Raw genomic sequence first — 21,524 nt, forward strand, 5'->3', positions numbered from 1 at the left:
ATCACTCTAATTCAACTTGCTCTAATAATAATTCATCGCCACTTTTAATCTCAACATTATTGCTAGAGCAATTTTTGCAACAAAACTCATTTTTATTTTGAATAAAACTACAATTACAATCTTTGCAAAAAAGTTCAAGTTCTTTTAAAACTACTTCTAATTTAGCATTGAAATAGCTTGAATTATTATCGCTAGTAAAAGCATTGAAAGCTTCTTTAAAATAATGCTCTTCAACCCCACTAAGCCTACCTATACTAACTCTTACTCTAGTAATTTTTGTAGCTTTATTATTGATTCTAATTCTTTCACACTCATCTAAAAGATTATTAACAATTGCCATTTCATGCATTAGCAAATCCTTGGCAATAATTCGCCTTTTGGCATTTGTAAAATCCTACTTCCACCATAGCTATTATTAAGCTTTACTGATGGGCTTTTTGACTTATGCACTACACCTATTATATTTGCAAAATCATTGTATTTTTTTAATTCTTTTAATACATTTTGTGCATCTTCTTTAGAACAAATACAAACAAATGTTCCTTCATTAGCTAATTCTAAAGCATCAAATCCTAATAATTCACAAAGCCCTAAAACCCCATCGCTTATACTAATATCACTTTCATTGATTATAAATTCCAAGCCACTTGATTTTGCTAATTCATTTAACACGCTAGATAAACCACCACGAGTAGCGTCTCTTAGACATTTTATATCGTATTTTAAAATATCTCTTACTTCACTATATAAACATTTCGCATCACTCATAATATCGTAGTTAAAACCAAATCTAGCAGCCATTACACAAGCTCCATGCCTTCCTAAATCACCACTTACTATAATAGCGTCGCCTTCTTTAATACTTTTTGTGCTAATTTTATTATTATTAATAAATCCATTTGCATCGCCTATACAAGTTGTATTTATATATATCTTATCAGCCTTACCTTTAGGAACTACCTTCAAATCCCCACACTTAATTCCTACTTCAAATTCTTTTGCAGTATTTGATAAATCATTTAATATTTTTGCTAAATCATCAAGTAAAAAACCTTCTTCTAAAATAAGACCTAAAGTAAGATATTTAGGCTTTGCTCCCATCATCAAAACATCATTTATAGAACCACAAGCTGCGATTTTACCTATATTTGCACCATTGATAAAAATTGGGTCAAGCACAAAAGAATCAGTTGAAAAAGCGATTTTAGAAAAACCATCACAAACAGCAGCATCTTCGCTAAGTCCTTGAGAATTATCAGCTTGAATATGTTTTAAAATAAAATTATTTAAAAACTCATTCATCTCATCTCCGCCACCACCATAGCTTAATAAAACTTGCTTTTGCATAATACTTCCTTTAATTTCCTATTGTGTAATCTCTTACTAATCTAATTTTTGCTACTTTTGATAAAGCTTCTCCTGTCTCAACACTAATTCTTGCTAAAACGGTGTTTTTATCAAATTTTAACGCTTTAGAACTATCAACTTTTGTATATTCTATTGTGATTAAATATTTTCTATCACTATTACTAGGGTAATAGTAATTCTCGGTTATTTTTGCGTTTGACATAATACCTGAATTAACTATAGGATCGCCTGATTCAAACCATCTACTTAATGCCTTTGCTCTAGCCCCGTCCATTATAAGTTCAACCTGCTCTTTAAGATAAGCTCTAGCTGCAAATGACACGGTGCTTTTTGATGATTGTAGGGTTAAAACTCCAACAACGCTTACTAAAATAATAAATATAATAGCAGTTATCATACTAAAACCTGATTTTTTCATATTATTACCCCACTTTTGCAAACTTTAAGGCTTGTCTTTTTAGTAATAAAACTACCTGGCAAATCATTTACTTCTAAGCATAATTTAATTTTAGTAACGCCGTTATTATTACTAATAATAAAATCACTAACATTATTTACAAGTGTTACTTTATCAATGGTATTTGTTGCGAAATTTGGTTTTTTATCTTTAAAATCATAACTATAATATTTTAATTCACTATCTTCAAACTTAATACCTTCAATCTTATCAACTAATACATATACATTACTAATTGTAAAAATCTTATCACTTAGTTTTAGTTCAATTTTTGCATAATCTTCTTTCTTACCACTACCAACATTTCTTTCAGCTATTTCTAAATCATACAAATCTTTTTCCATAAAAGAAGTTGAAGTTGCTATATTATCCCCTAAAAAATATACGCCTAACTTATCTCCTAAAGAATACGAATTAATAATTTTAGTATTAATACCTTTTTGCTTATGAGAAAAACAATTAAAATAATTTGTTCCATCATAGCAACTTGCTTTATCATTTACAGCTGCATGAACAACACTTTTAGTTTCGTTAAGCCCGTCCCATTTATTATGCTTTTTATCAATAATAGCAATCCTAGCCCATTCAAAAATCTTAAAATCATTCTTTAAAGAATCATCTTCAATATTAAAAACAAACTTACAATCAGTTACAGAATTTACACATTCAGAATTTTCAGCTTTTTTAAGTCTAAAGCTATTTTTAATGGCATTGTTTAGGTGTGTTGTTAAAAAGTCCATAGTAGCTTGAGATTTAAGCTCAAGTTCATTTAATGCTCTAACTCTTTGTTCGTTATCGTAAGAAAATTTAATAATCTCTATTCCAAGCCCTGCAATTATTCCTAAAATAACAATAACAACAATTAATTCTATTATCGTAAAAGCCTTTTTCATCTACTTCCTTATAAACTTAAATAATTTTTTAATTTTGCTTCATTAGTGCTATCCCAAGTGGTATCACTAGTCTTCATTGCATATTGGCTATAAATACTATCTAATCTTCCAAATTTATTAAAAAATACATCAAATGATACAACAGGATTAGCTCCATCTAAAATCTGCATTTGACCTACATACATTGTGCTAGTCCCGCCTATATCTCCACATATACTATTTGTTGATATAGCACAATCAGTAGGGATTTTAAAACCAAATTTATAAGATGAATCTATTTTTGAATACTTACCATATATATAATTTATCTTTTGACCTAAAACATTAGAAAAGCTTACATTTTTTTGATTATTTATAGAAATATTATTGATATTTGCAGCACTTCCTGATGGAGTAGCATAATATCTTGAATTAATATTAATTTGATTTAGCTCATCAACTTTATAAGTTATCTTACCTTGTAAAGCAGGAGTTAATATATATTGAGATAATAAGCTATTGATTTTGTATTCATCATAAGCTATATTAGAATTATCATAAGGTAGATTTCTAATAAGTCCATAAAGTTCTTTTACTACATAAAAATATTCTTGTTTATAACCTACCTCATCGCCTTCTAAACTAGCATTAACTATTTTTGGAATAGCTGCTAAGCTAATTCCAATTACAACCATAGAAAATATAAGCTCAATTAATGAAAAGCCTTTTTTCATCCACGAACCCTTTCGTATTCTTTCATATATTCGCCTAAAATTTTAACTTTTTCTAAACTAGCACTATTGTAAATACTAGCTCTTAATCCGCCAAGTTTTTTATGACCTTTTAAACCTAGCATATTGTGTTCTTTAGCAGCTTTACTCCAAAATTCTAAGTCTAATTCATCATTTCCTGTAGTAAAGCAAACATTCATAACTGATCTATCATCATTATTTACATAAGCTTTGTAAAAATTACTATTATCAATAATATCATAAAGATATTTAGCTTTTATTTCATTTTCTTGATTAATTGCATCAAGTCCGCCTTTAGCTTTAATCCATTTCATAATTTTTGCATATACATAAATAGCAAATGTAGGCGGAGTATTAAATAAAGAATTATTATCTGCATAAGTGTTGTAATTAAACATTTTAGGCATAGTTTTATTTTTACTACGTTCTAATAAGTCTTTTCTAATAATCAAACACGCAAATCCTGCTATACCAGCATTTTTTTGAACTCCACCATATAAAACACCTATATTTGAAAAGTCTAATTTCTTAGAAAAAAAGTCCGAACTAGCATCAACAATCAAAGGAGAATTTGAAATAGGAAGTTGCTTATATTGAGTTCCATGCACCGTGTTATTTGAACAAATATAAGTATAAGAACTATCATTATTTAAAGCAATTTTTGGAATATAATTATATTTACTATCTTTTGAACTAGCTACGATTTTTGCATTTACTCCAGCTAAGATAGCTTCTTCGCAAGCTTTTTGCGTCCATACATCAGTATCAATGTATTCACAAGGCTTATTATCTAGGCTAAAATTCATAGCCAATAAGCTAAATTGCATAGTAGCACCACCTTGAACGAAAATTACTTCATAATCATCATTTATTCCATAAAGCTCTTTTGCATCTTTAATAGCGTCATTGTGCATTTGCTCATAATAACTTGAGCGATGACTAATTTCCATAATAGAAAAGCCGTTATTTTTATAACTTAATAATTCTTCTTGAATTTCTTTTAAAACCTCTAATGGTAATTCAGATGGTCCTGCACTAAAATTGTATTGTCTCATTTTTACTCCTTTATAATCTTTGCTATTTTTACACAATCAATTGATTTTAGCGTGATTTCATCACCTTCTTTTAAAGCACTAAGTTTTATGCCTTTATTATCTTTCATAACTCTAGCATACTCTTTAATGCTTTCTAAGAATGATTGATGAGTGCTTAAAATCTTTTGATAATTGTTTATTTTTACATATTTTTCTTTAAATTTAGGTTTAAAGCTGTTATTTAATAATATTTTTTGATTTTCTAGTTTGTCTTTTGCTAGTTTTATTTTAAAATCAATGATGTTTTTACTCTTTATAAAATCATTTAAAGATTGATTTTTATTTAAAATAGCCTTACTAAATGATTGCTTTGCTAGTTTTTCATATTGATTTAGACTAAATTGCATACTTGAAATATTGCTTTTAAGCTTTGTGATATTTATCTTATTTTCATAAATATTATAAAGCCTTTCTTTATTTTCTAAGGCTTTATGAAAATTATTATTTAAAATAGTTTTTTGATTATTTAAAATTAGCTCATTTTGTTTTAAGATATTTTTTAGCTTATTTTGAAATAAAGTCTTTTTATTTAAAAGATTATTTTTATATGAATTAAATTTAAAATTCACTTCTTTTTTAGAAAATTTACTTGCTAAATATAAATAATTTTGCTCTTTTTTATCCAAATGTTTTTTAATAGTTGAATTAAAATAATTTTGCAAATTATCTAAATCTAGCATTCTATCAAACTTATTATAAACCAAGCTTTGCATAGCCGCAGTTGGGGTTGCATAATACTTACTAGCTGCTAAATCGCTTAAATGAGTATCTATTTCGTGTCCTAAACCTGTAATTATTGGGATTTTAGATGCTACGATTTGTCTTACTAAAGCTTCATCGTTAAAGCAAAATAAATCTTCTTTACTACCACCGCCACGAGCTATTAATATAATATCAAAATCAAATTCATTAGCCTTTTTAATACACTCAATTACTCTTTTACTAGCATTTTCTCCTTGCATTAAACTATCAAAAAACACTAATTTTATTAAATAAGCTTCGTTGTTTTCATAAACTCTTAAAATATCTTTAGCAGCAGCTGAATTAATAGCTGTAATTACTGCAATTTTTTTAATATTTTTTGGAATTTGTTTTTTATAAATATCTAAAAACAAGCCTTCATCTTTTAATTTCTTATAAAGCTCATTAAAAGCTGCTTGTAATTTACCCAATCCATCGGCTAATTCATAATCAGTGCAGTTTAGTTGATACTTTCCACTAGCAGGATATATGGTAAGTTTTCCAATGGCTATTATTTTATTGCCTACTATTAAATTAGCCTTACCTTTGTTATAGCTTGAAAACATAGTGCAATCAAGGCTTGATAACTCATCTTTAATAGTAAAATACCAATGCCCTGAAGTATGATTTGTAATCTTGCTAACTTCTCCTTGAATTGCGATATTTAAAAAAGTGCTTTCTAAATTATTTTTAGCAAGATTATTGATTTCGCTTACACTAAAATATGTTTTTTCTAGTTTATTTGCTAACATTTTTACTCGCTATAAACAATGAACTAACTCCAAAACTATAAGTTTTGAAAAGTTTTAAATCAAAATTATGCTCTTTTAATTTATCTTTAAATTCATCATTTGAGTAAAAATCATCAATAGAATTAGGTAAATATTCATAAGCTGCTTTGTTTTTGCTTAAAATTCCACCTATTATAGGTAATATTTTTTTTAGATAAAAATCACGGAAAAATCCTATTATACCACCCTTTTCTCTTTTGAAAAACTCTAATACCAAAAGCGTTCCATTAGGCTTTAGCACTCTTTTAAATTCTTCCAATGCTTCATCTTTTTCAACCACATTTCTAAAACCATAACTAATAGTAATTAAATCTACGCTTTCATTATCTAATGGTAAATTATTTGCATAGCCTAATTTAAAGTCAATTTCTAAATGACGCTTTTTAGCCACTTCTAGCATTCCACTGCTTGGGTCAATCCCTACAACCTTTGCATTTGGAATTTTACTTAGCAAAACACACATATCGCCTGTCCCACAAGCAATATCAGCTATATTTAAATTAGAATTTAAATTAAGAAAATCTTTAACCTTACTAATCGCATCAAATCTCCATTTTGCATCGATACCAAAACTTAAAACCTTATTAGCTTTATCATAGCTTGGAGCTATTTCATTAAACATTTCTACTATTTTTTCTTGTTTTTGCATATTTATCCTAAATAATAAGTTCTAGCTATTTTACTAATTTTTCTAGCTATTTTTTTAACGCTTTTATTTTTTGCTAATTTTTCTTGAAAATCTAATTTTTTATGAGTTTTAAAAAAGCTTAAAAATTCAAGCAATATTATTAATTTTTCGCAACTTTCATTAAATCTTAATACTTTTATAGCTTCTTTTCTTAAAACTTTTGAAAAGATTTTTACAAAATTGACCTTAGCACAATTTGTGGTATAAAAATTATTTTCATCTAAAATAATACAAGATAAATTATCATAAAAATTATCATTTTTATTGATAGTTTTTATTATATTTTCTTCGTAAATAAAAGAGAATAAATTAAGAATTTCTTTTATTATCTCTTGCTTAGAATTAATACTCAAATAAAACAAATATATCCTTAAAGCAAGTCCTATGCTAATGCTTAAATCCCTTGATTTAAGCCCATAAGTTAAAAATATTTTTAATCTTTCATATTCACTAAAACTAAGTCCATCTTGAGAATTTTCATCAAATAAAGTGCAGATATAAAAATTATTAAATTGCTCTATCATCTTGCCTTGAGTGATGGCTCTTTTGTATTTTAAACTTTTGCTTTTTACTTCATTTAAACTAAGCTCACTCGTATGATATTCTATGTCAGCTCTTGATAAATTAGCTTTTAAAAAATGTAAATTGCTATCAATTATATCAAGTTTATAAAGACTATTTTCAAATAAACAAAAACTATCTTTAAGCTTTTTAAACTCTAAATTACTCTCTAAGGTAAAAAAGAGAAAGTGTTTTAAAATACTCACCTAAACTCCTTTTTTATCTTATTTTAACTTATATTATTTGCAATTTGAACAAGTAGCCAAAAACGCTGTAATTTTAATACTTTCTATAGGATTATCTAACTTAGTTTGTAAAGTTTGTTGATATTTATCAAGCCCAGCCTTAACTTTATCTAAATCAAAAACACTTTTACAATTATTACAAACCAAATGAATATGTTCGTATTCATATATATCGTATTTTGATTTATCATTAGGGATTGAAATCTCAACTACTAAACCCTCATCAATCATAGTGCTAAGATTTTTATAAACAGTAGCAAGTGAAATTGCAGGATATTCAACCTTTATTTGCTCGTATAATTCATCAATACTAGGGTGTTCGTGTTTTGATAAAACTTTTAAAATGCTTATTCTTTGTGGAGTTGCTTTTAGCTTTCTATCCTTTAAAATCTCTAAAAACTTCATATTTACCTTTACCAAATAATATTTTTTATTAAATGCGAAAGAATACTATAAATAACTTAATATTTCTAGTCATTAATTAAGTTATTTTAAATTTGTAATATTTTTGTAAGGAGAAAAAATGAAAGCGAAAATCATTTATTGTAATGCTTGAAAATATGAACCACAAGCTGCAAGGGTTGCAGATGAATTAATTGGTGAATTTCAAGGAATAGAAGTAGAATTTGAAATAGGAAGTAAAGGCGATTTTATAGTTATTTGTGATAATGAGAAAATATATTCAAAAAATGAATTAATAGGTTGTGATAGCAAAAGATTTCCACATATTAATGAGATTAATTCACTTATTAAAGCCTATAGATAATTAAAGAATTTAATTTTAAATTCTTTAATTACAAATCAATTCTTACTAATTTATAATCAGGGTCAAACCTAAATGATAATAAATTTTCATATATTCCAAAAAGTATCATAAAGGTTACAAAAGAGCTTCCACCATAGCTAAAAAACGGCAGTGGCACTCCAACAACAGGAGCAAACCCTATAGTCATAGATACATTAACCCCAACATAAATAAATATTAATATGGATAGAGCTGATGTAAAAGTTTTAGCAAAATAATCTTTTTTAAGCTTTTTATTAAAACTTAGCAAATGCAAAATCAGTAATAAATATAATCCTAAAAGCAAGCAAGCACCTAAAAATCCGTATCTTTCAATAGTATATGCAAAAATAAAATCACTCGTGCTAATTGGTAAGAATTTAAAATGAGTTTGAGTAGCATCATCTTTGCTTTTACCATTTATTCCACCACTTCCTATTGCTATCATACTTTGTCTTACTTGATAACTTGGTTTTTCACTTAAAAAATCAGTAATTCTTTTTTTTTGGTAATCATTTAAATTATCATAGACAATAGGAGCTATTGGCATACAAATTCCAAGCAATAATGCCCCTGTTAGAATAATTTTATGATGAATGCCCACTAAAAACAATGTAACATAGCCAACTATTAAAATAATTAAAGCAGAACCTAAATCAGGCTCACTTTTAATAAGAACAAAAGGTAAAATTATATAAAAACTAATTTTGCAAAAATCTTTAAATCTATATCCATCATCAGGTGGAGGATTGTGTCTAATTAAATAAGCAAGCATTAATAAAAATGCAGGTTTAAAAATCTCACTAGGCTGAATCGTAAATCTTGTAAAAGGAATTTCAAGCCATCTAGTAGCTCCTAATTTAGTAGCCCCTAAAACATCAACTAATAATAATAAACCTATGCAAAACCAGTAAAAAAAAGGAATAAGCCATTCAATTTTTTTAATGGGTAATAAAAAAAATATAAAAAAAGCAAAAAACCCTACAATCACATATATAATTTGTTTATGCGCTAAAACTTCATTCGCCTCATTCATTAATAAAAATGAAAAAATTATTATTGGAAATACGAGCAATGGCAATATAAAATCAAAGTGGGTTAAAATTTTACCATCTAGTTTTATCAATTTACAACCTTTTGCTAAATTTGTTTATGAATATGATTTAAAAAGGTTAATATTGAGTAAGATTGTAGCAAGTGAAATTGAAAGAATTGATATATATTTAGCTAAAGTTTTAGGACAAAGTCGCTCACAAATTTCTAATCTAATAAAAAATCAAAATGTATTAGTAAATAATAAAGTAATTAAAAGCTCATATAAACTAAATATAAATGATGAAATAGAGATTAATTACCCTGATATAAAAGATATAAATATTAAATATGAAGCTAATTTTGATGTAGAAATTCTGTATGAAGATGAGTATATGCTAGTAGTAAATAAGCCAAATAATGTAGCAACTCACGGCTGCTCTTCTTTAAAAGAAGCATCACTAGTAGAATGGCTACTTGAGAGAAATTATAAACTAGCTGATATCAACGGCAAAATAAGAGCAGGAATAGTGCATAGACTTGATAAAGATACTAGCGGAGTTATGCTAGTAGCTAAAAGCAATGAAGCATATTTTAGCTTAGCAAATCAGATTAAAAATAGAGAAGTAAATAGAATTTATCTAGCAGTTACAAACCACGCAATAAATCAAAATCATATAGAAAAATATATAAAAAGAAATGAGAATAATAGATTAAAAATGCAATCTTTAAGCAAAGATGAATGTATTAAAAAATACGGCTTAAATGAAGATAGATGGGGCAAATGGGCTAGAACTCATTTTATAAATCTTGCAAATACAAATGATAAAGCTTTAATTTCAGCAAAATTAGAAAGCGGTAGAACTCATCAAATAAGAACCCATCTAGCAAGTGTAAATAGATATATTTTAGGAGATAGTATTTATGCTGATGAGAGCAGTAAAAATAAAGCAAATAGATTAATGCTACATTCATTTTATATAAATTACACTCATCCAATAACAAATAATTTTATGGAATTTTATTCAAGTAATTGTTTGAGTTTTAATGAAGCTATTAAAGATTTTAAAGATATAAAACTTGACTTAAATCTAGCTCATAATTTATTAAATCAATTTAGTAATAATTTGGAATAGGATATGCTTATAAATCATTATTCATACTTAGTATAATTAAATCTTTACACGAAAGGCAAAATATGAAGAAAATTATTAAAATAAGTTTATTTACAGCTTTTATTATAGGTTTTAATGCGTGCTCTAGCACAACAAGTCTTAGTGAAATTGCTCCGATTGATAATCTTACTATGGTAAATAATATAAGAACTCTTCAAGGTATGAGAGAAATAGGATTTGAGTGGGACCCTATATATGATCAAAATATAGATGGTTATAAGATTTATAGAAAAGAGCTAAATGATGAAAATGCAAAAGACAAACTAATCGCTACTATAAATGATAGATATGCAACTCATTATTCTGATAATAATTTAAATCCTGATACTAGCTATGCTTATACTTTCGTAACTTTTAATAAAGAAGGTAATTCAAAACTATCTACTATAAATGTAAAAACTATAGGAAAAATTGAACCAGTTACATTCATTCAAGCAATAGCAGGACTTCCTAATAAAATCAAAATAATTTGGAGACCGCATACTGATTCAAGAGTTGTAAAATATAATATTTATAAACAAGACGCTAATTCTGATAAGTGGTATAAAGTAGCAACTATTAATAATCGCTTAAGTGCTGAATATTTAGACGAAGTTAAAGCAAATCTATATGCTAAATACAAAGTAACTGCACTAACTTATAACGGAGTTGAAAGTGATGCTAGTGCTGAAGTTGAAGCAATTAGTAAAGTTTTACCACCACAAATTGTAAATATCAATGTAACTACAAACCTACCTAAAAAAATAATTCTTACTTGGGACGCTCCTAAATATGAAGATTTTTCTCATTATAAAATATATTATTCAAAAGCATCTTTATTACCATTTTTTGAGCTAGCTACAACTACAGAAAATAGCTATGAGGATAATATAGGAGATGATGGAGTAAGCAGATATTATTATGTAACTATGATAGATAAAGACGGACTTGAGAGTGCAAAAACTGGCGTAAATGTAGTTGGAATGAGCCTTGATAAACCTAAAACTCCTGCTCTTACAGGATTTGAATTACAAAATGAAAATACACTAAAAATAAAATGGATTAGCACGGATAATCGTATAAGAACCTATAAACTTATTAAAAATTCAACAGAAGTTGCAAACGGAATACAAAATGATTATTATGTAGATACTACATATGTGCCTGGAGATGTTTATCAAATAATTGGCGTTGATGAATTTGGAATAGAATCAAAACCTAGTTCAAAATTGAGTGTTAAATAATGCCAAATTTTAAAGCAAAATATATAAAGAATTTAACCTTGCCAATTTGTGTTGGGGAGGTTGAATTTAAATTTAAAACAAAAACACAATTAGGCAAAACTTTAGTTTATACTAATATTAATAATTCTAGTTTTTTTATAGAACTTAACGAAAAAAATAACGAATTTGTAGTAAAAATTGATAAATTAACAAAAATTACCGACTTAGCCTTAATGCAAAAAGCCTTAGAAGCATTTGAAAAAACATTTTGTGATGAAATCATATCAAAAGCATATCATTATAATAAATTTAAAGAATTAGCAAGTAATGTCATATCATCTCCTAAGGACTTTAAAGAATTAATTAATTCATTAGATAATGCTTACTTAGAGATAGGTTTTGGTTCAGGAAGACATTTGCTATATCAAGCAAAAAATAATCCTCAAAATACTTATATTGGAATAGAAATTCATAAACCTAGTCTTATTCAAGTAAGTAAATTAGCTAAAGATTTAAAGAATATATATTTATTAGATTTTGATGCAAGAATAGCTATAAAAGAATTAAATAATAGTTGTTTAAATGGAATATATTTGCATTTTCCTGTGCCTTGGGACGACGCTCCTTATAGAAGAGTTGTATCAAATGAATTTAAAAACGAGTGCGAAAGAGTATTAAAAGAAAATGGATTTTTTGAATTAAGAAGCGATAGTTTAATGTATGCAGAATATACAAAAAATATTTTTTCTGATTTAGACTATGATTATTTTAAAAATAAAGACGCAAGGATAATAAGCAAATACGAAAGCCGTTGGCTTAAGATGAATAAAGATATATATGATTTTGTTTGCTATGTGAGAAATAAAAAGAATTTAAATCAAGAAATCATAAATCAAAAAATTAATTTCAAAATTGATTTTAATAAACTTAATTTTATAAAACATATTGATGAAGATTTTTTCTTAAAAATATCAAGAATTTATGAATGTGATAATGCAAAAATCATTCAAATAGCTTATGGTGGATTTGACACACCAAGTAGCTCTTATTTATTATGTAAAGAAAATGAAGAATTTGAGTTTTTGTTTCACGACTTTTGCCCAAATACTTTAAATTTAAAAGCATTTATTAAATTAAAAGAGTTTTTACAATGAAAAGCAATGCTACTTTAATAAATGCCAATAATTTAACTCTAGCCTACAATAATGAAATAGTATTGCATAATATAAATTTTAGTGCTAATGAAGGTGATTTTATATTTATCACCGGTAAAAGTGGTAGCGGGAAAACAACATTGCTTAAAAGTTTTTTTGGAGAATTTAGCGAATTTAGTGGGGATTTGCATGTTTTGTTTAAAAATATGGGAAATATTAGCAATGCTGAATTGTTAAAACTTAGAAGAAAATTAGGAATAATTTTTCAAGATTATAAGCTAATTAACGAGCTAAATGTAAGCGATAATATAGCATTACCTTTAAAAATAGCTGGCGTTAAAAATGAACAAATCAGCAAGCATGTAGATGTGTTATTAAAATACACAAAACTTCAGCATAAAGCTAAAAAAATGCCTTTAGAATTAAGTGGCGGAGAGCAGCAAAGAATAGCCCTTGCAAGAGCAATCATACACAATCCTAAAATAATAATTTGTGATGAGCCAACAGGAAATCTTGATATTCATTCAGCTGATATTATTTGGCAATTACTAAACGCTGCTAGAAATACATTCAATGCTTGCATTATCGCAGTAACTCATCAAATTCCACCTAGAATTGATTTTAATTATAGGCATTTAAATATAGAAAATGGGGTTTTGAATGAATTTATTTAAAACACATATTAGTTTTATTTTTCCACTTTTTATTATATGTTTTTGTTTTCAATTTGCCTTTTTTATTGATGAATTGATAAAAGATTATGAAACCAAATTAAATAAAGATTACAGCGTAGTATTAGTAAGCGAGCTAGAAATTCAAGCAGTTGATTTAGCTAATATTGAGTATTTTTCAAGTATTAATGAATTAGACCCTAGTGAAATTCTTAATAAATTAAAAAAAGATATAACAAATGCTAATTTAAATACCTTAAAATCAAAACTCCCAAAATTTTATAATATTAGCTTTACTAAATTTATTAATGAAAACGAAATAAATCAAATCAAAAAACAACTATTAAAAATACCGAATGTTTTAAAAGTAGAAACATTCTCAAAAACACACATTAAAATATATAAATTATTAAATATTATAAAACTAATCTCTTATATATGTTTAATTTGCATAAGCATATTATCTATTGCTTTATTTATAAAACAAATAAAAATTTTTAAATACGAGCACGAAAATAGAATTTATATTCTTAATTTATTTGGGGCAAATTTCTTCCAAAGAGCTGCACCAATGCTTAAGATTGTATTTGTAGATAATATAATTTGTTTTGCTTTATTATTTGCGTTTTTTATTAATTTTAATAATATCTCTTATATAAAAGAATTTTTAGCAAAACTTGATATAGATTTACCGCAAATTGATTTTTTACCTAGCTTAATTGAAGTAAGCTCTTATTCTTTACTAGCTTCATTACTATGTATAATGATTGTAATGTTTAAGGTAAAAAGACAATGAAAAAACTTCTAATAGTTTTGTTTAGCTTAAGTTTATTTGCAAATCAAATAGAAAACAACACAAAAAAACTAGAGCAAACTCAAAATGAAAAAGAACAAATATCAAAAAAATTAGAAGATTTGGCAAGTGAAATAATTGAAGGGGAACAAAAATTAAAAGAAATAAATGAAAAAGTTAAAAAAACTTCAAATATAACGGCAGAATTACAAGAACTTGTAAATGCTCAAAATGGAGAATTAAATACATTTATCACACAAAATAAAGAGCTAATGAAAGATAAAGAGAAATTAGGTGCTAAATTAGTTGAAATAATTGCTAAGGATTTTTCGTATGATTTAATAGCACCAAAAGATTTAATTGATAGCTCAATGAGTATAGTTTCTATTGAAGTATTAAACACACTTTCTGAAGTTTTGAATAATGAGCTTTATAAAATTTCAAAAGATTATGCAAGAACGCAACAGCAAATTGATTATAAGCAAAAAAAAATTAGTGAAATGAATGTAAATATTGATAATTATAAAAAACAAGCAAAAGAATTAAGCGAACTTAAAAAACGCCAAGAGAATTTAATTTCTAAACAAAAACAAGATGAAAAAATATATAAACAACGCCTAACAAATTTACAAAAACAACAAGATGAAATTAGAGCAACTTTGGCTAAGTTAAAAATCATAGAAAATGAAAAATCAAATAAAAAATCAAGTCAAACTACACAAGTAAAACATTCTGATACCTTAAGTTATGATGGAAAGGTAGCAAAATATACAGGAGCAAAAACTATAGCACCTTTGGTTGATTTTAGTGTAAAACAAAAATTTGGAGATTACATAGACCCTATATATAAATTAAAAATATTTAATGAAAATGTAGTGCTACGCTCAAATACGCCTGATGCCAATGTAAGAGTAGTATTTGATGGAAAAGTAGTTTTTGCAAATGATACTGCAGTCCTTGATAAGGTTGTAATTGTTGAACACGCAAATGGAATTCACACAATATACGCTCACTTATCAAAATTTAGCAAACTTGCAAAGGTTGGAGAAGTATTAAAAAAAGGAAACATTGTTGGAAAAGTTGAAAGGGATTTAACTTTTGAAGTTACACAAAAAAACTACCACATAAATCCGTTAGAACTAATCAACAATTAAATTATAGTTATACTTTTAAGTATTTATACGCAAATAACATTAGTAATGCTAAAAATAATACAAAAAATCCTTGCATACTAAAATACAATTCATAACTAATATTATCAATATATTTTACGATAATTCCTTCAATTCCTTGTGCGGCACCAGAACATAAAAACCAAATTCCCATAGTGCTTGAATTAAATCCACTTGGAGTTAATTTTGATACTATGCTAAGTCCTAAAACCCCTATACTTGTTTGAGAAATACCCAACATAAAATAAGTAATTAATATATAAAATGGATTAATAAAATCATCTTTGCTAAGCATTCCTAAAACAATAAATGAACTAGCAGCAATAATCATAGCAGCTGGTATAATTAATGCTTCATTAATTGAGCTTTTTTTACTTATAAAACTTAAAAGCATACTTGTAAAAATACTGACTAAAAACATAAAAGCTAAATACCAACTAGCTGGAATTTGATAATTTAAAATGCTAAAAGAAACCTTACTTTTAATTAAAATATTTAAAGTATTAAAGCTTTGAAAAATCAACATATAAAAAAACACAGCAGCTATTAAATAAAAAGCTAATTTTTTAAAATTATTTTTTGTTGGTATTTTTCTATAAATAAAAATATAAAAAATTATTAAAATTAAAATTGAAAAAATACTTATAATTTTACTAACCACCAAAAGTTCTTGAGTAGCTAAGAATGCAATAAATAAAAATATCAACATAAGCATAGCTATATTATTTTTAAAAAAATCATATTTTATAGGTTCGCTAGATATATATTTTGAATTATAAAAAAATACTAAAATAGCACAAAATACACTAAAAAATGATATGAAAAATGCTAAATTATAAGAATGTAGTATTAAAAGACCAGCACTAATTTGACCCAAAAAACATCCTATATTTACAAAAATATAAAACATACTAAATACATACTCGCTATCATTAGGATAACTTTTAGATAACAAACTTGTAATATTTGACTTGATTAATACACTACCAAAAATAATGCAAAAAAGAGATATTGTTAATAAATCAAAAGTTAAACATAAATACCCTAAAGTAAGAAAAATAATTCCTAAAATTACACATCTTTTTGCACCTAAGCAAAAATCACTTAAATATGCTCCAAATATACCAAAAGCATAAATGGCAGCACCCAAACTTGCACTTATTGCACTTGCTTCACCTTTAGAAAAAGAAAATGTATCCATTAAATAAAATACAAAAATACCTAAAAAGCCTAAAAAGGCAAATCTTTCTAGGGCTTCTATGTAACATATTGGTAATAGTGGTTTTAACTTATTTTTTGACATCGTTTTCTCCTAAAGAAAATCTTGAAGCCTAAGAAAGATTTAATTCTATTAAATTTAAAGGAGGTGGTGGATTTACCAGGACTCGAACCTGGGACCAACCGGTTATGAGCCGGTTGCTCTAACCAACTGAGCTATAAATCCTCCGTGATTAAAAGCTGTTATTATATATTTAAAAACTTAAAAATTACTTAAACAATAAAATTTTTATCTTTTTTATAGGCTTTTATTGAATATTACAAAATAACCCATAAAAACCTATAGGCATTTATAAAAAATATAAATGCCTAATCATATTACATAGCAATGAAATTCTTAGGATTAAAATACTCAAGATTAAAGGCATTTGCCACACCTTCGTGAGTGCAGTGTCCTTTATGTGTATTTAAACCATATCTTAAACTTTCAAAACAAGTTATAGCACCAATTACTCCAAGGTTTGCTATTTTAATTCCATAAGGAGTTGTAGCGTTTAATAGTGCTAAAGTAGCTGTTTTTGCAACTGCTCCTGGCATATTACCAACTGCATAATGAATTATCCCATCAACTTCATAAATAGGGTTTGTATGAGTTGTTGCACGACTTGTCTCAAAACAACCGCCTTGATCAATCGCAACATCAACTATAACAGCACCTTTTTTCATATGCTTTAAATGTTTTCTAGATAATAATTTAGGAGTTTTTGCTCCTGGAACTAACGCAGCTCCAATTACTACATCAGCATCTTTTATACTATCTAATATATTTGAAATATTACTATATAAAGTAGTAATCTTACCATTAAATACATGGTCAATATAATCTAGTCTATTAGCATCACGACCTAAAATCACAACTTCAGCTCCCATACCAAAAGCAAGTTGAGCAGCATTAAGCCCTACCATACCACTACCTAAAATTACAACTTTTCCTTTTTTAACACCAGTTAGACCACTAAGCAGCATTCCATTACCACCATAAGTTTTTTCCAAATACTTACAACCTTGAATTACCGCTAAACGACCAGCAATAGCACTCATAGGAGCTAAACAAGGAAGATTTTTACCTTCTTGAATTGTCTCATAAGCAAATGCTGATATTTCTTTATCTATTAACATTTTTGTAAGTTTTTCATCTGCTGCTAAATGTAAATATGTATATAAAATCTGTCCTTTTTTAAAATACTTATATTCACTTTCAATTGGTTCTTTTACTTTGATAATCATTCCAGCTTTTTCAAAAATTTCTTCTTTAGTTAAAATCTTTGCTCCGGCTTTTATATATTCTTCATCACTTATATCAATACCAGCACCGGCTTTACTTTCTACTAAAACTTCATGTCCATGATTTATATATTCAATAACATCTAAAGGCGTTAAGCCAACTCTATATTCTTGGTCTTTAATTTCTTTTAAACAACCTATAATCATTTATACTCCTTTTGTGATAAAGGAGTATGATATAAAAAAAATAAAAACTTCAAAAGATTTTTTTGAAAAAATTATAAAAAGTGTTACGAATTTACAAGTTATATGTTTTCTAACATATGAACTATTACAATTTTAAACGCCAAAAATAAAAGTAGCAAGCTTCCTATTGGTTGTAAAATTTTTTTATTAACTTTCATTTTACTTATAAATAAACTAGAAAAACACATAAAAAATGTAATTAAAGCTATTAATAAAGAAGAAATAAATAAATTATATTCCAAAGAAAATATCATAAGTCCTGCACCTAGTGCATCAATACTAGTCGCTATGCTAAGCAAAAATAATGAACCATAACTTATATTAATATTCTCATTTTCATTATCTAAGAATTCCTTAAATAATTTATATGCTAAAAATACAAAAATTGCAAAAATCACATAATGATCAATTGCTTGAATTAACTTCATATACCTTACATTTAATAAATAAGTTACATAATATCCTAAAATAGGCATTAAAACTTGAAAACAAGCAGATAATGCACTAAAAACCAATAACTTTTTTAAAGATTGTTTTTGTAGCACTAAGCAAATACTTAATGCTACAAAAAATGCGTCAATTGCTAAAGAGAAAGCTAAAATAACAATATCAATTATCATCAAATAAGCCATTCTCTTCTTCTAAATTTTCTTCTTCGTCTTCTTCCTTAGGGCATTTTGCAATGCTTACAACCTCATCGCTACCAACATTTACAACAATTACTCCACTTGTATTTCTACCAGCTTTTCTAATGCTTTGCATATCAGTTCTAATCATCTTGCCACTACTTGTAAGTGCCATTAAATCCATAGTATCATCAACAATTACAATGCCTACTAAATCTTTTGTCTTTTGAGTAAGTTTCATACAAATTACGCCCTTACCACCACGACTTTGTAAGCGATATTCTCCTGCATCAGTTCTTTTTGCGATACCTTTTTGGCTAACACTTAAAATTTCTTGCTCATTACTTTCAATAACCACTGCACCTATTACATAATCTTGCTCTTCTTTAAAGCGAATAGCAGTTACTCCACGAGCTACACGACCAATTTGACGAACTTTTGTAAGTGGGAATTTAATACACATACCCTTTTTAGTAGCTACAAAAATCATAGTTCCACTAACTTGCTCTTCTTGATTATCTTGGTTTTCATCTAAAGAATTTTCTTCTTCAACAATTTGAATATTATCATCTTCAATAATTTCACTATTTTCATCAACCAAATCAATATTTTCACTATCATCATTTTGTGCTATTAAAACACTTACTAATTCATCGTTTTCATCAAGATTAATAGCTCTTACACCAACTGAACGGATATTACTATATTCACTTAAATTCGTGCGTTTAATAAGACCATTTTTAGTAAAGAATGCAAGTGATTTTGTCTTAGCAAAATCAGTTGTTGGAATTATTGCCATAATTTTTTCATCTGGTAAAAGATTGATTAGATTTACAACAGCTTTTCCTTTAGCAGTTCTGCTACCTTCAGGAATTTTATAAACTTTTAACCAATATAGTTGTCCTTTATTAGTAACAAACATTAGCGTATCGTGAGAATTTGCAGTAAAGAAACTCTCTATAAAATCATCATCATAAGTAGTAACTGCAACTTTACCTTTACCACCACGCTTTTGTTTTTCATATGATTTTGTAGGAACTCTTTTGATATATCCACGATGAGTAATTGTAATTACCATTGGCTCATTTGGTATTAAATCTTCTACATCAATTTCATCATAATCATCTACTATTTCAGTAATTCTTGGAACTTTAAATTTATTTTTAATTTCTAATAATTCATCGTGAATTATTTCTTCTATTTTTTCTTCGCTTTTTAAAATTGCATTTAGTTCTTCAATTTTTGCTAAAAGCTCTCTTAATTCATCTTCTAATTTATCTCTTTCAAGTCCTGTAAGACGGCTAAGTCTCATTTCTAAAATAGCATTAGCTTGTAATTCAGTTAAGCTAAATTTTTCTACTAAAGCATCTCTTGCACTTGCAGTATCTGCACTTGATTTAATTAATGCAATTACTTCATCTATATTATCTAGTGCAATTTTAAGACCTTCTAAGATATGTGCTCTTGCTTTTGCTTTTTCAAGTTCAAAAATAGTTCTTCTAATAATTACGGTTTTTCTATGATTTAAGAATAAATCTAATAGCTCAATTAAAGAAAATACCTTAGGTTCTTTATTGTGAATTGCTAACATTATCACACCAAATGTTGTCTCCATTGTGGTGCTTTTAAATAAATTATTTAGCACAATTTCACTCATAGCATCACGCTTAAGCTCAATTACAAGGCGAATTCCATCTCTATCACTCTCATCTCTTGTCTCGCTTATACCTTCTATTTGCTTTTCTTTTACAAGCTCTGCAATTTGCTCGTGAAGTCTTGCTTTATTTACTTGATAAGGCAACTCATCAATTACTATTAGCTCTTTATTTCCTTTTTGTTCTATATGAGTTTTTGCTCTTACTTTAATTCTACCGCGACCTGTTTTATAAGCTTCTATAATGCCTTTTTTACCAAAAATTATCCCACCAGTTGGAAAATCAGGACCTTTTATAAACTGCATTATTTCTTCTAAACTAGCGTTTTTATTCTCAAGTAAATATAAAAGTCCATCTACTAATTCATCTAAACTATGTGGCGGAATATTAGTTGCCATACCAACAGCAATACCACTTGAGCCGTTTAACAATAAATTAGGCACTCTTGAAGGTAAAACATCAGGCTCACTCATACTATCATCATAGTTTGGAACAAAATCAACGGTGTCTTTATCTAAATCTTTTAACAATTCTTCAGCCAAAATTGTCATTCTAGCTTCAGTATAACGCATAGCTGCAGCACCATCTCCATCAACTGAGCCAAAGTTTCCTTGACCATCAATACTTGGGTATCTCATTGAAAAGCTTTGTGCCATTCTTACTAAAGCATCATAAACAGCAGTATCTCCGTGCGGATGGTATTTACCGATTACATCACCCACTATACGAGCTGATTTTTTATAAGCACTTTTTGAACCTACTCCTAAATCATTCATTGCATAAAGAATTCTTCTATGAACCGGCTTTAATCCATCTCTTGCATCAGGTAAGGCACGGCCTATAATTACTGACATAGAATAATCAAGATAGCTTGTTTTTATACTATCTTCAATATCTACAATAGTAATTTCACTATTATCAAATAAATTCATTGTTTTCCTTT

Annotated in this window: 21 protein-coding genes, 1 tRNA gene and 1 pseudogene; 7 read left to right on the forward strand and 16 right to left on the reverse strand. The window is 27.1% G+C overall.

Annotation, left to right across the window (positions count from 1 at the left end):
* Position 1: 1 nt before the first annotated feature.
* From AVBRAN_RS06155 to AVBRAN_RS06200, 10 genes are read right to left on the reverse strand one after another with little or no spacing between them, the layout of a single operon-like run.
* Complete coding sequence (locus AVBRAN_RS06155) at positions 2 to 349, reverse strand: hydrogenase maturation nickel metallochaperone HypA (protein WP_214116574.1); 348 nt, start codon at positions 347 to 349, stop codon at positions 2 to 4.
* Positions 349 to 1,347, reverse strand: coding sequence for a hydrogenase expression/formation protein HypE (gene hypE / locus AVBRAN_RS06160; RefSeq protein ID WP_239802762.1), 999 nt, complete (start codon positions 1,345 to 1,347; stop codon positions 349 to 351). Before hypE ends, AVBRAN_RS06155 begins: the two co-directional genes overlap by 1 nt.
* A 10-nt stretch (positions 1,348 to 1,357) precedes the next feature.
* Positions 1,358 to 1,786: a hypothetical protein gene (locus AVBRAN_RS06165; RefSeq protein WP_214150038.1), complete on the reverse strand. Its 429-nt coding sequence runs from the start codon at positions 1,784 to 1,786 to the stop codon at positions 1,358 to 1,360.
* Positions 1,783 to 2,718, reverse strand: a complete 936-nt coding sequence (locus AVBRAN_RS06170) for a prepilin-type N-terminal cleavage/methylation domain-containing protein (protein WP_239802763.1) — start codon at positions 2,716 to 2,718, stop codon at positions 1,783 to 1,785. The genes AVBRAN_RS06165 and AVBRAN_RS06170 overlap by 4 nt, the downstream gene beginning before the upstream one ends.
* An 8-nt stretch (positions 2,719 to 2,726) precedes the next feature.
* Positions 2,727 to 3,431: a prepilin-type N-terminal cleavage/methylation domain-containing protein gene (locus AVBRAN_RS06175; protein WP_239802764.1), complete on the reverse strand. Its 705-nt coding sequence runs from the start codon at positions 3,429 to 3,431 to the stop codon at positions 2,727 to 2,729.
* Positions 3,428 to 4,504, reverse strand: coding sequence for a 3-phosphoserine/phosphohydroxythreonine transaminase (gene serC / locus AVBRAN_RS06180; protein WP_214116563.1), 1,077 nt, complete (start codon positions 4,502 to 4,504; stop codon positions 3,428 to 3,430). The genes AVBRAN_RS06175 and serC overlap by 4 nt, the downstream gene beginning before the upstream one ends.
* A 2-nt stretch (positions 4,505 to 4,506) precedes the next feature.
* Positions 4,507 to 6,036 (reverse strand): exodeoxyribonuclease VII large subunit, encoded by a 1,530-nt coding sequence (xseA, locus tag AVBRAN_RS06185; protein ID WP_239802765.1) that lies wholly within the window; start codon positions 6,034 to 6,036, stop codon positions 4,507 to 4,509.
* Positions 6,023 to 6,724 (reverse strand): bifunctional demethylmenaquinone methyltransferase/2-methoxy-6-polyprenyl-1,4-benzoquinol methylase UbiE, encoded by a 702-nt coding sequence (gene ubiE, locus AVBRAN_RS06190; protein ID WP_214116559.1) that lies wholly within the window; start codon positions 6,722 to 6,724, stop codon positions 6,023 to 6,025. The genes xseA and ubiE overlap by 14 nt, the downstream gene beginning before the upstream one ends.
* 2 nt (positions 6,725 to 6,726) lie before the next feature.
* A complete protein-coding gene (locus tag AVBRAN_RS06195) occupies positions 6,727 to 7,530 on the reverse strand; it encodes a hypothetical protein (RefSeq protein ID WP_214116557.1) in 804 nt (267 codons plus the stop codon).
* Between the two features lie 33 nt (positions 7,531 to 7,563).
* On the reverse strand, positions 7,564 to 7,974 hold the full coding sequence (locus AVBRAN_RS06200; RefSeq protein ID WP_214116554.1) for a Fur family transcriptional regulator: 411 nt from the start codon (positions 7,972 to 7,974) through the stop codon (positions 7,564 to 7,566).
* Positions 7,975 to 8,137: 163 nt separating this feature from the next.
* On the opposite strand from AVBRAN_RS06200, the pseudogene AVBRAN_RS11055 reads away from it, so the two are divergent.
* Positions 8,138 to 8,335: pseudogene (locus AVBRAN_RS11055) on the forward strand (Rdx family protein); the annotation flags it as partial.
* A 28-nt stretch (positions 8,336 to 8,363) separates the two neighbouring features.
* On the opposite strand, the gene AVBRAN_RS06205 reads toward AVBRAN_RS11055, so the two are convergent.
* Positions 8,364 to 9,479, reverse strand: a complete 1,116-nt coding sequence (locus AVBRAN_RS06205) for an FtsW/RodA/SpoVE family cell cycle protein (RefSeq protein ID WP_214116552.1) — start codon at positions 9,477 to 9,479, stop codon at positions 8,364 to 8,366.
* 52 nt (positions 9,480 to 9,531) lie between these two features.
* Between AVBRAN_RS06205 and AVBRAN_RS06210 the strand changes: the two genes are divergently transcribed.
* The 6 genes from AVBRAN_RS06210 (at position 9,532) to AVBRAN_RS06235 (ending at position 15,534) form a co-directional block, all read left to right on the forward strand.
* The gene (locus AVBRAN_RS06210; RefSeq protein WP_239802766.1) at positions 9,532 to 10,521 is read left to right on the forward strand and encodes an RluA family pseudouridine synthase; all 990 of its coding nucleotides are present in this window, start codon (positions 9,532 to 9,534) and stop codon (positions 10,519 to 10,521) included.
* A gap of 62 nt (positions 10,522 to 10,583) precedes the next feature.
* A complete protein-coding gene (locus tag AVBRAN_RS06215) occupies positions 10,584 to 11,783 on the forward strand; it encodes a ferrous iron transporter A (protein WP_214120131.1) in 1,200 nt (399 codons plus the stop codon).
* On the forward strand, positions 11,783 to 12,916 hold the full coding sequence (gene trmB / locus AVBRAN_RS06220) for a tRNA (guanosine(46)-N7)-methyltransferase TrmB (protein ID WP_239802767.1): 1,134 nt from the start codon (positions 11,783 to 11,785) through the stop codon (positions 12,914 to 12,916). Before AVBRAN_RS06215 ends, trmB begins: the two co-directional genes overlap by 1 nt.
* Positions 12,913 to 13,590: an ATP-binding cassette domain-containing protein gene (locus AVBRAN_RS06225; RefSeq protein ID WP_214120129.1), complete on the forward strand. Its 678-nt coding sequence runs from the start codon at positions 12,913 to 12,915 to the stop codon at positions 13,588 to 13,590. The genes trmB and AVBRAN_RS06225 overlap by 4 nt, the downstream gene beginning before the upstream one ends.
* Positions 13,577 to 14,383: an ABC transporter permease gene (locus AVBRAN_RS06230; protein ID WP_214116540.1), complete on the forward strand. Its 807-nt coding sequence runs from the start codon at positions 13,577 to 13,579 to the stop codon at positions 14,381 to 14,383. Before AVBRAN_RS06225 ends, AVBRAN_RS06230 begins: the two co-directional genes overlap by 14 nt.
* Positions 14,380 to 15,534, forward strand: coding sequence for a peptidoglycan DD-metalloendopeptidase family protein (locus AVBRAN_RS06235; RefSeq protein ID WP_214116538.1), 1,155 nt, complete (start codon positions 14,380 to 14,382; stop codon positions 15,532 to 15,534). The genes AVBRAN_RS06230 and AVBRAN_RS06235 overlap by 4 nt, the downstream gene beginning before the upstream one ends.
* Positions 15,535 to 15,541: 7 nt before the next feature.
* Here the strand turns inward: AVBRAN_RS06235 and AVBRAN_RS06240 are convergent, their stop codons facing one another.
* From AVBRAN_RS06240 to gyrA, 5 genes are all read right to left on the reverse strand, one after another.
* Positions 15,542 to 16,855, reverse strand: coding sequence for an MFS transporter (locus tag AVBRAN_RS06240; protein WP_239802768.1), 1,314 nt, complete (start codon positions 16,853 to 16,855; stop codon positions 15,542 to 15,544).
* A 64-nt stretch (positions 16,856 to 16,919) separates the two neighbouring features.
* Positions 16,920 to 16,996: transfer RNA gene (locus AVBRAN_RS06245), tRNA-Ile, on the reverse strand.
* 152 nt (positions 16,997 to 17,148) lie between these two features.
* Complete coding sequence (gene ald / locus AVBRAN_RS06250) at positions 17,149 to 18,261, reverse strand: alanine dehydrogenase (protein WP_214116534.1); 1,113 nt, start codon at positions 18,259 to 18,261, stop codon at positions 17,149 to 17,151.
* A 98-nt stretch (positions 18,262 to 18,359) separates the two neighbouring features.
* Positions 18,360 to 18,932, reverse strand: coding sequence for a manganese efflux pump (locus AVBRAN_RS06255; protein WP_214120127.1), 573 nt, complete (start codon positions 18,930 to 18,932; stop codon positions 18,360 to 18,362).
* On the reverse strand, positions 18,910 to 21,513 hold the full coding sequence (gene gyrA / locus AVBRAN_RS06260; protein ID WP_214116530.1) for a DNA gyrase subunit A: 2,604 nt from the start codon (positions 21,511 to 21,513) through the stop codon (positions 18,910 to 18,912). Before gyrA ends, AVBRAN_RS06255 begins: the two co-directional genes overlap by 23 nt.
* Between the last annotated feature and the right edge of the window lie 11 nt (positions 21,514 to 21,524).

This window comes from Campylobacter sp. RM12651 (assembly GCF_022369475.1).
Lineage (GTDB): Bacteria > Campylobacterota > Campylobacteria > Campylobacterales > Campylobacteraceae > Campylobacter_E.

Bases quoted from the DNA above. Each gene is read 5' to 3' on its own strand.
- AVBRAN_RS06155 (WP_214116574.1), bottom strand. From the start codon at position 349: ATGCATGAAATGGCAATTGTTAATAATCTTTTAGATGAGTGTGAAAGA.
- hypE (WP_239802762.1), bottom strand. From the start codon at position 1,347: ATGCAAAAGCAAGTTTTATTAAGCTATGGTGGTGGCGGAGATGAGATG.
- AVBRAN_RS06165 (WP_214150038.1), bottom strand. From the start codon at position 1,786: ATGAAAAAATCAGGTTTTAGTATGATAACTGCTATTATATTTATTATT.
- AVBRAN_RS06170 (WP_239802763.1), bottom strand. From the start codon at position 2,718: ATGAAAAAGGCTTTTACGATAATAGAATTAATTGTTGTTATTGTTATT.
- AVBRAN_RS06175 (WP_239802764.1), bottom strand. From the start codon at position 3,431: ATGAAAAAAGGCTTTTCATTAATTGAGCTTATATTTTCTATGGTTGTA.
- serC (WP_214116563.1), bottom strand. From the start codon at position 4,504: ATGAGACAATACAATTTTAGTGCAGGACCATCTGAATTACCATTAGAG.
- xseA (WP_239802765.1), bottom strand. From the start codon at position 6,036: ATGTTAGCAAATAAACTAGAAAAAACATATTTTAGTGTAAGCGAAATC.
- ubiE (WP_214116559.1), bottom strand. From the start codon at position 6,724: ATGCAAAAACAAGAAAAAATAGTAGAAATGTTTAATGAAATAGCTCCA.
- AVBRAN_RS06200 (WP_214116554.1), bottom strand. From the start codon at position 7,974: ATGAAGTTTTTAGAGATTTTAAAGGATAGAAAGCTAAAAGCAACTCCA.
- AVBRAN_RS06215 (WP_214120131.1), top strand. From the start codon at position 10,584: ATGAAGAAAATTATTAAAATAAGTTTATTTACAGCTTTTATTATAGGT.
- trmB (WP_239802767.1), top strand. From the start codon at position 11,783: ATGCCAAATTTTAAAGCAAAATATATAAAGAATTTAACCTTGCCAATT.
- AVBRAN_RS06225 (WP_214120129.1), top strand. From the start codon at position 12,913: ATGAAAAGCAATGCTACTTTAATAAATGCCAATAATTTAACTCTAGCC.
- AVBRAN_RS06230 (WP_214116540.1), top strand. From the start codon at position 13,577: ATGAATTTATTTAAAACACATATTAGTTTTATTTTTCCACTTTTTATT.
- AVBRAN_RS06235 (WP_214116538.1), top strand. From the start codon at position 14,380: ATGAAAAAACTTCTAATAGTTTTGTTTAGCTTAAGTTTATTTGCAAAT.
- AVBRAN_RS06240 (WP_239802768.1), bottom strand. From the start codon at position 16,855: ATGTCAAAAAATAAGTTAAAACCACTATTACCAATATGTTACATAGAA.
- ald (WP_214116534.1), bottom strand. From the start codon at position 18,261: ATGATTATAGGTTGTTTAAAAGAAATTAAAGACCAAGAATATAGAGTT.
- AVBRAN_RS06255 (WP_214120127.1), bottom strand. From the start codon at position 18,932: ATGGCTTATTTGATGATAATTGATATTGTTATTTTAGCTTTCTCTTTA.
- gyrA (WP_214116530.1), bottom strand. From the start codon at position 21,513: ATGAATTTATTTGATAATAGTGAAATTACTATTGTAGATATTGAAGAT.